Origin of the sequence: Desulfotomaculum sp. (assembly GCA_003513005.1) — a bacterium.
Classification (GTDB): Bacteria; Bacillota; Desulfotomaculia; order Desulfotomaculales; family Nap2-2B; genus 46-80.
In genome coordinates, this window is sequence record DOTD01000048.1 from 1 (window position 1) to 8,084 (window position 8,084).

The 8,084-nt window shown below is 47.2% G+C and carries 11 protein-coding genes and 1 pseudogene; 2 read left to right on the forward strand and 10 right to left on the reverse strand.

Annotation, left to right across the window (positions count from 1 at the left end; translation table 11 throughout):
• Window positions 1-95 precede the first annotated feature (95 nt).
• Window positions 96-413, forward strand: a complete 318-nt coding sequence (locus DEH07_06015; protein HBY04092.1) for a hypothetical protein — start codon at window positions 96-98, stop codon at window positions 411-413.
• Window positions 414-475: 62 nt separating this feature from the next.
• On the opposite strand, the pseudogene DEH07_06020 reads toward DEH07_06015, so the two are convergent.
• Window positions 476-592: pseudogene (locus DEH07_06020) on the reverse strand (maturase).
• A 1,167-nt stretch (window positions 593-1,759) separates the two neighbouring features.
• On the opposite strand from DEH07_06020, the gene DEH07_06025 reads away from it, so the two are divergent.
• A complete protein-coding gene (locus DEH07_06025; protein HBY04093.1) occupies window positions 1,760-2,779 on the forward strand; it encodes a hypothetical protein in 1,020 nt (339 codons plus the stop codon).
• A gap of 64 nt (window positions 2,780-2,843) precedes the next feature.
• Here the strand turns inward: DEH07_06025 and DEH07_06030 are convergent, their stop codons facing one another.
• From DEH07_06030 to DEH07_06070, 9 genes are all read right to left on the reverse strand, one after another.
• Window positions 2,844-3,398, reverse strand: a complete 555-nt coding sequence (locus tag DEH07_06030) for a hypothetical protein (GenBank protein ID HBY04094.1) — start codon at window positions 3,396-3,398, stop codon at window positions 2,844-2,846.
• A gap of 13 nt (window positions 3,399-3,411) precedes the next feature.
• Window positions 3,412-4,209, reverse strand: coding sequence for a 2-oxoacid:ferredoxin oxidoreductase subunit beta (locus DEH07_06035; protein HBY04095.1), 798 nt, complete (start codon window positions 4,207-4,209; stop codon window positions 3,412-3,414).
• Window positions 4,209-5,333 (reverse strand): 2-oxoacid:acceptor oxidoreductase subunit alpha, encoded by a 1,125-nt coding sequence (locus DEH07_06040; GenBank protein HBY04096.1) that lies wholly within the window; start codon window positions 5,331-5,333, stop codon window positions 4,209-4,211. Before DEH07_06040 ends, DEH07_06035 begins: the two co-directional genes overlap by 1 nt.
• Window positions 5,323-5,526 carry a 2-ketoglutarate ferredoxin oxidoreductase subunit delta gene (locus tag DEH07_06045; protein ID HBY04097.1) on the reverse strand — a complete coding sequence of 68 codons (204 nt, stop codon included), beginning with the start codon at window positions 5,524-5,526 and terminating at the stop codon, window positions 5,323-5,325. The genes DEH07_06040 and DEH07_06045 overlap by 11 nt, the downstream gene beginning before the upstream one ends.
• Before the next feature lie 125 nt (window positions 5,527-5,651).
• A complete protein-coding gene (locus DEH07_06050) occupies window positions 5,652-5,795 on the reverse strand; it encodes a YvrJ family protein (protein ID HBY04098.1) in 144 nt (47 codons plus the stop codon).
• Between the two features lie 127 nt (window positions 5,796-5,922).
• Complete coding sequence (locus DEH07_06055) at window positions 5,923-6,156, reverse strand: DUF2922 domain-containing protein (protein HBY04099.1); 234 nt, start codon at window positions 6,154-6,156, stop codon at window positions 5,923-5,925.
• A gap of 48 nt (window positions 6,157-6,204) precedes the next feature.
• Complete coding sequence (locus DEH07_06060) at window positions 6,205-6,429, reverse strand: hypothetical protein (protein HBY04100.1); 225 nt, start codon at window positions 6,427-6,429, stop codon at window positions 6,205-6,207.
• A 209-nt stretch (window positions 6,430-6,638) separates the two neighbouring features.
• On the reverse strand, window positions 6,639-7,517 hold the full coding sequence (locus DEH07_06065) for a FeS-binding protein (protein ID HBY04101.1): 879 nt from the start codon (window positions 7,515-7,517) through the stop codon (window positions 6,639-6,641).
• Between the two features lie 113 nt (window positions 7,518-7,630).
• Window positions 7,631-7,864: a hypothetical protein gene (locus tag DEH07_06070; protein HBY04102.1), complete on the reverse strand. Its 234-nt coding sequence runs from the start codon at window positions 7,862-7,864 to the stop codon at window positions 7,631-7,633.
• Window positions 7,865-8,084: the final 220 nt, after the last annotated feature.

Below are 8,084 nucleotides of genomic sequence, written 5' to 3' on the forward strand. Positions count from 1 at the left end.
AAAACCAGACAAAATAGAGGTACGCTTAGGTAACGCAATGCCAACATTGTGGCGCATCCCTTCCTGGCAGCGCCGAGTCTTTCGAAAGGCGACAGGTGGTAGATACATCTCCCTTAAGACTGGAGGCGACCGAGCGCCAAGCCGAGCAAAAAACCTGTCCTGTCTGCGGTATCTGCAACAAGGCATCATTTCCTGAAAGTGTGAACCGGCCGGTGCAGTATGGTCCCCTGATCAAATCACTGGCTGTCTACATGAATCAGTACCAACTCATTCCCTACGACCGTGTCGAGGAATTATTTAAAGACCTGTTCGGCCAGCCGTTTTCAGAGGGTTCCCAAGGGCGCCGCCAACGGGATCTGCTACGAAGCTCTGGAAAGCTACGAGCAGGAGATCAAACGCCAGATATTAATTGAACCGGTCATCAACTGCGATGAGACCGGCGCCCGGGTAGAGGGGAAGACCCGCTGTTTAAAACAATCTTAGGTGACCCGCACACTTCTGCATATTCTTTCTGTTCCGCAGATACCATTTGCAGATAGTCCTCAAATCGAGGTTGTCTGTGCTTCCGTTTGTCGCTTTCAGTAACTTTCATTGATCAACACCTCCTTTGGTTCAGCCCTTCCTTCGGCATCGCGATGCCTCTGTACTATGGCTTCGGCTGACTTCTCACGACAAATCTTGTTTCAACCGGACTTCTTACTCTGTTTCTACCCGTTCGTGAGACCTCCCCGGGTAAGAACGCAGTCTTTCCTTCCATCCACCTGCCACATCTACACCATAGGCTTCCGGATAGTTTGGGGCTTTGGCTTGTTAGGCAGCTTTACCCAGCCTATGCATGCCTTATGTGATTCCTGTTCGTCAGGCCAGAAGTTTGCCTCCGGCTTCCTTCAGATTCCACCTCGCGATGGACACCCTTGCCTTTAGCTATGTGCTTGGCACTATCAACCCGCACTAGGGACTTTCACCCATTAGACTGCGACCATGCCGGGCGCACCTAAAAAAAGTATACCATGTCTCTGGTATACTTTTCTGACAGCATCGGTAATGTTTTGGTTCACTTAAGTTTTAGCGTATCCACTTCGGTAAAGGCTGCTTAACCTTTGCTGCTCTCCAGTAGTGCCATTATTTACCTTTTGCAAAGACTTGGTTTTTTGCTGTCTTTTTTAGGGCCTATTTTGTTTAATCCAGCTTCCTCTGTTTCTTTTCTGCCTCCCTTTTGCTTTTCAATCCCTTCTATGGCCCTACGTGGTATTACTGTTATTGTATCCCTGGGAATTACTTACTGTTTCCGAGATTACTCCATTTTGTGTATATTTTGTGTATTATAAATTAAACATGCAAATAAATAATTCCTTCGGAGATTTTGTCGATATTTGCAAATTACAAAATATTTTATATAGTATAACATATCAAATTAGATAATATGATGAGCAGTTATTTCATCCTGTCACGACTGACGAGTATTAATAATATTCTGTAGTAAAGTTTGACAAAATTAAATCGATTTAATGCATGAAGGATGTGTGAGGGTATATCCTGTCTGGGTTTCTACAAATTATCCCATTATATTTTTTTATTTCATTGAACAGACAGGCAGGATTTTTTTAAATCTGCATAGAATAATATAGAGCAACCGCCAACTTAATTATGATTCAGGAATCGGCAACAACTTCAACTCTCAATTCGACATGACTTCTCAATTTTTACAGTAAACAACTCACCAGTATCCTGAAGGAACCCCCGAAAAGAGGTGTTTTTTATGGAAAGGTGGACATTAAGTTTACCCGAAGGGAAAATCTTTTTCTCTGGATTTGATTGGCGTAATTTTTACCGTTCCAAAGCGGCAGTGACTTGTTTGGCAGTTATTCTTGCCTTTGTTTTGGCCGCGGTTGCCTATTCAATTGCCAACAAGACGGTTGTTCTGCAGGTGGACGGCAAAGCAAGCCAGGTTAAGACCTTTTGCAGTACGGTTGACGACTTGATTAAAGCGCAAAAAGTGACTTTGAAAAAAGAAGATGAAGTGACCCCGTCCCTGGAAACAAAGCTAAAAGAAAACATGAAGGTAGTTGTTAACCATGCTTTGCACGTAACCCTGATTGCGGACGGCAAGACGTCAGAATTTATGAGCTGCCGCAATACGGTGGGAGATGTGCTTAAGGAACAGGGAGTAGACCTCTCCGGAAAGGATATAGTTTATCCTTCAACTGCTGAGCGTCTTAATGAAGGGGCCAAAATCAGGGTAGTGCGTGTAAGCGTTAAGGAAAAAGTGGAAGAAGCGCCTATTTATCCAAAAGTCGTCCGGGAAACGGACCCGAACCTGGCCAACGGACTCATGCGGGTTGTCAAAGCAGGAAAGAATGGAATAGAGAAGAGGATCTGGCAGGTAACCTATCATGACGGACAGGAGTTTAAGCGTCTTCTGGCCAGCAGCAGTGTTTCAAGATCCGCCGTTGATCGTGTCGTGGCGTTAGGTACGGCCACACAGGTTTCCCGTGGGGGTATGAATATTCGTTTCAGCAGTGCTCTTGATGTAGTTGCCTCCGCATATACATATACAGGGCATAACACTTCGTCCGGAACAGCTCCGGGTTTTGGAACGGTCGCCGTAGATCCCAGTGTGATTCCCCTGGGCAGCAAATTGTATATTGAAGGTTATGGGTATGCTACTGCATTAGACCGGGGAGGATCTATAGTAGGCAACAGGGTTGATGTATTTATGGACAGTTACTCCCAGGCAAGACTTTGGGGAGTCCGGCGGGTCAGGGTCTATGTTTTGTAGAAAATATTAGAAAAATATAAATACGTAAAAAGCTGCCCCCTCTATCGAATGTCCCAGGCGTTCTTTAAAGGGGGTAATTTTCTGCAAGTTTAAACCCTTCCTCGAAACACTTTATGTTTTGAAAGCCGGCTTTGCCGGGAAATGCTTCCTGGATTGCCTGTTGGACATTTGTTTTTTCAAGCGGAATCCAAAGCTTGGTCAGAATGCCCAGGGCTACCATGCAGGCGCCTTTTTCGCTGAATATTTCACGGGCTTTATTAACAACCGCGAACCCTAAAGATTGCGGGTTAACCTTATCCTTTGGCGGCTGGGCATAATCCATGTCATAGATCAGGACTGTTCCGTCGCCGTTTGAACCAAGGAAGGAAGCAAAACGCTCGTATGATTTGTTGTTCAGGATGACCAGTAAATCGGGCCTTTCAATCAGGGGAAACAAAATATCATCACTGCTGATAATTATTCCGGACTGGCTTAAATCTCCTCGCGCGCCGGCTCCGTATGTCTGGCTTTGGGCAGTGTTAAATTCCTGCAAAAAGGCGGCTTCGGCAAGTATCTTGCCTGCCACACCTATACCCTGGCCGCCTGAGCCGCTTAAGATAACCCGCCAGGTATTCTTCATTTTTTGCTAACCTCTACTCCCTAGTGTATGCTGACAGCAGGTCGGGAAGATCTCTGTCGGTCAATCTTCCGCGCCAGGAGAAATTTTCTTTTTCAGCATCTTTCATTTGATTGTAGTTTTCAATGGGGACAAACTTATCTTTCATCCACTCTAACTGCTTGATTACATCGCCTATTTCATTGTATCTGGCATAGTACGTTGGGCAGGGTGAAATGATTTCCACGAAGGAGAAGCCTTTTTTCCCGAGAGCCTCTTTGATAAAATTCTTCATTTCAACAACGTGGTAAATAGTTGTCCGGGATACATAATTGGCTCCCGCCAGGTCGGCAAGCCTGCACATATCTATGTCGGGCTCGGCTTTTCCGGAGCGGGAGGTACTGGTTATAACGTTATGAGGCGACAGGGGTGAAAACTGCCCCCCGGTCATGCCGTAGTTGAAGTTGTTGACAACTATCGTTGCAATATCTACGTTGCGCCTTGCGGTATGAATGAAGTGGCTCATGCCGATGGCGGAACAATCGCCGTCTCCGAGGAGGCAGACGGCCTTAATCTCCGGGCGGACGAGTTTGATTCCGGTAACAAAGGCCAGAGTTCTTCCGTGGGTGCCGTGGAAACGGTGGCAGCGCACATAATCGCCGACTCTTCCGGAGCAGCCTATTCCGTTGGCCAGAAGTGTTTTATCCGGCGGTATCTCCAATTCGGCAAGGGCCAGGGCTAAAGCCTTGAGCGCCACACCGTTGCCGCAGCCCGGACACCAGATGCTGGGCAGGCGATCCATCGCCAGATATTGCCTGTAATCAGCTAAAGGCATCAGCTGTTTTCCTCCTTGAGGGCCGAAAGAATCTCGGAAGGCGCAATAACCTCCGCGTCCTGCTTGTTCACACCCTTTAATATTTCCGGCGGAAAGCCGCAGGAAAGCAGCAGTTCCCTGACTTGTCCACGATTTGCCTCGACAACCAGAATCTTTTTAGCCCCGGAGCATAATTCCTTCACCCTTTTACCCGGGAATGGCCAGATAGTGCGCAGTTCCAGCATTCCCGCTTTAAGACCCCGGCTGTTTACAGCTTCAAGGGAGGCTCTTGCGGAAATCCCGAAAGACACTACGATGAAGTCGGCAGGTTGGGGACCATGGAAAATAGGCGCCGGAAGTTCTTCCTGGTAATTGTCTATCTTTCTGGCCAGCCGCTGAACCAGTTCTTCGGCAACCTGCGGATTGTCGCTGGAGTAGCCGCTTGCCTGGTGGACAAGTCCGGTTACCCTGAGGATGTAGTCATCCCCGAAGTTGGACATAACGGGCACGTCGTTATGCAGGACGCCGTAGGGCAGATATGCATCGACAGGGCCGGACGGATTTTCACGCTGGTATAAGTTGAGCTCACCGGATTCACGGATTTCAACTTTTTCCCGTAAATGAGCCAGCGCAGCGTCGGACAGCAGGATTACCGGCGTGCGGAATCTTTCCGAAAGGTTGAATGCTTCAACTGTCAGGTTGTAACAGTCCTGTACCGACGAAGGCGCAAGCACGATCAGGCTGTGATCCCCCGGGCTTCCCCAGCGGACCGCCATTACATCGCTTTGAGAAAACTTGGTGGCAATTCCCGTGCTCGGGCCGTAACGCTGCACGTTGATAATCACACAGGGCGCCTCCGCCATAGCCGCAAATCCAATGTTTTCACTCATCAGAGCAAAGCCGGGGCCGCTTGTCGCCGTAAAAGCCTTTGTTCCTCCCAGGCTTGCCCCTATAACCGCGGCTATGGAAGCGATTTCATCTTCCATTTGGATGAAGACGCCGTTGTGAGCCGGCATCAGTTCGGAGCACATCTCAACGATCTCGGTTGCCGGGGTAATCGGGTAGCCTGCAAAAAACCTTGCACCGGCGTTAACAGCTGCGTAAGTGCAGGCTTCGTTGCCTGTAAGAAGTTTTTTAATCGTCAAATTCTGTTTCTACCTCCAGGGCAAAATCAGGGCAACGGAAAAAACACAGACGGCAGCCTGTGCAGTTATCGGGGTTTGAGACCAGGGGGTAACCATCTTGATCAATTGTGAAGACCTCTAAGGGACAAAAGTGAACGCAAATTGTGCATTTTTTGCAGAGATCTTTATTGATTGTCACGTTCGCTTTTTTCAAAGGGTCCCTCCGAATTTTTGTACAAAGTAAATAATAACTAATTTGTGTGTTGAAAACAACCTTTTTAGTATACTATTTTCTAATTTAAAAAAACACCCCCTGGAGAGGGGGCGGTCCGCTTTTTATTACCGTGTTTTGTCAATAGCGTTGGCCAGGCTGGTAATACTGGCTGCCAGGCCCTCCAGCTTGTTTTCGATTCTGACCAGAAGGTAAGCGGTCACAGCAATAGGGAAACCCACATTTCCGATAGCCTGTAAAATAGTTTCCACCGGCAGCGCCTCCTTTAAAGAAGGTTTTTTTATCAGGAAGGATTGAAGAGGGGGAGCTTGATAGAGGAAGGAAACCGCCTTTCGCAGGTTTCCTTCCCCATACAGCTTTTTTAAGAAAAGGAAGGTCTTACTGCGGGTCGTAGATGTCGTTGGTTGTTCTGTCTACGATTTTGATGTCCTGTTTGGAGACTAACTGTCCACCGGTTGTTGTGAAGATGTTTTTAGTTAATACTGTGTCCATAGCTGCCTGGATTTCCTGGGCGGTTATGTTTTCGCGGGGATTGTCAACCGTAAGCGTGAAGTTGGAGCCGTTTTCATTTTTGAAGACCATCCTGAGGGTTTTGGTGGTAACCTGGGCCATTTTTACACCTCCTTTTAATGAATTTTGATCATGCCGGGCCTATACGGGTTAGGCCTCCACGAGCTGGGCATTGTCAACGCGGCTTATTTTGCTTAAGGTATACGACTGCAAGCCGGCAATCGCCTGGGCAACGTCGTATAGATCCTGGTCTGTGGCGCTCGAACTAATGCCCTTGTAATTTCTGCTGCGGTAGACCGGGTTTCCCTGGGCGTCGACACCGGTCTGCACTTCAAGGTTAAGCACAGAACCACTGGATACTTTTTCAACAGCCATTTTTTCACCTCCTAACCGAACGTATGTTCGCCTTACAAACATATTCTAACCCGGAACAGAGGCCATGTCAAGGTAAAATATGGTAATTTACGGGGGTAATAATAGGGGATATTGTCGAAAGAGCAGATGGGAAAGGACTTGCCTGACAACAATAAAAGAACACAAAAAAAATCAAGTATGAACTGAAACGGGGTTATTAGGACGCTGTATCACGGGAGTTTCACCGGGATGCGGTCCTCACACGGAACACCGACCTGGCAGAGTCCGCAGCCTATCTTTTCCAAGCCGAGCCTTTCACGTAACGCGACAGCTTCCCTACTGAGAGAGTTCATTTGGTAACAAATATCCTTGTTGAGTCCCTCTTTTGAGATAGCTCCGACTGGGCACCTTTTAGTGAAGGCAACACAACCCTTGCTGAACAGGCAGTAATCCATGAGTCCATCATAGGAACGGGGAGTAGCCGGCAGCCTGGTGTTGACCACGACACTGCCCAACCGGTGGGCAATTCCCCTGGGAGTGATCAGGGCGTTATTTATACTGAAGGTTCCCAGCCCGCAGGCGTAAGCAATATGCCTTTCAGACCAGGTTGAGGTAAAATTATGCCTGGCCGGATCTCTTATGATTCTAAACTCCGGAAGCAAAAAAGGCGCCGCGGCAAGGTACCCGCCGGCCTCAAGCCAGTTAACTACCCGGCGCCTCAATTCTATGTTGAACCGTTCCCCATCATTCCGGGTATAACACCACTCGTCAGCCGGACCTGTCTTTTGCAGCCGGTTTTTCTCCCTGACAGCGGAATTTATAGGCAATACCCAGGAAATTACGCTTATCTCTTCCGGCTTGATGCTAAAAGAAGCGCCCCTTGGTAAAACTGCGTTCAGCAGCGCCTGCTGAGGAGTCATAGACTCCATTCCTATCTCTTTCCGGATGGTTGTAAATATATGATCCTCTCCCCGGGCGAATCCTACCAGGGGCGAGTCAAAAAATCTGCCTTTAATGTGCTTGAAGTTGTTTCGATGATCTGTTTCAACATAGTTGATAATCAGGTCTGTTATCTCCTGAGCCAAAATTTTGTTAACATCTTCTGACAAAGCAGATTCCTTCTTTTTAGCTTGTTTTGTTATCCCGGTTATTCTTGCTTCTGAACAGATTTTCCTGCTTTATTCACCACTATGTTTGGATCGTATAGAACTTCTGTATTTTCTCACACAACTGTATTGCTGATAACTTCCAGAAAGCCGTTCTTTCTCGCTGTATCAATTATCTGGTCAACAGATTGAGATGCGGTATCTTTCCACAGATACCATTGTTTTGCGCTTTCGTCATAGAGCAGTGCTTTAGGGTATTTTGACAAAACCTCTTCCGAAAATGATTCAACCAGAGAATATGTATCGAAACGCTGTATGCTTTGATCATTTTGATCTATAAATAAGGACATTTGTCCTCCCAAAATGGGGTTAGACAAACCCCAGAAACTCCTGTAAGATATAATTAGCAAACGGGAGGTAACCAAAAAAGAGGAGGACAAACCCATGGAAAACGCTGTTTAAGAGCGCATACAAGCAAAAACAAGAGACAGTCAGTTATTCGAAGTATTTGTTAATCACTTTGAGTTTTCTCCCAAGACGGCTGAAGCTGCCTTCCATATAGTTAAAGAA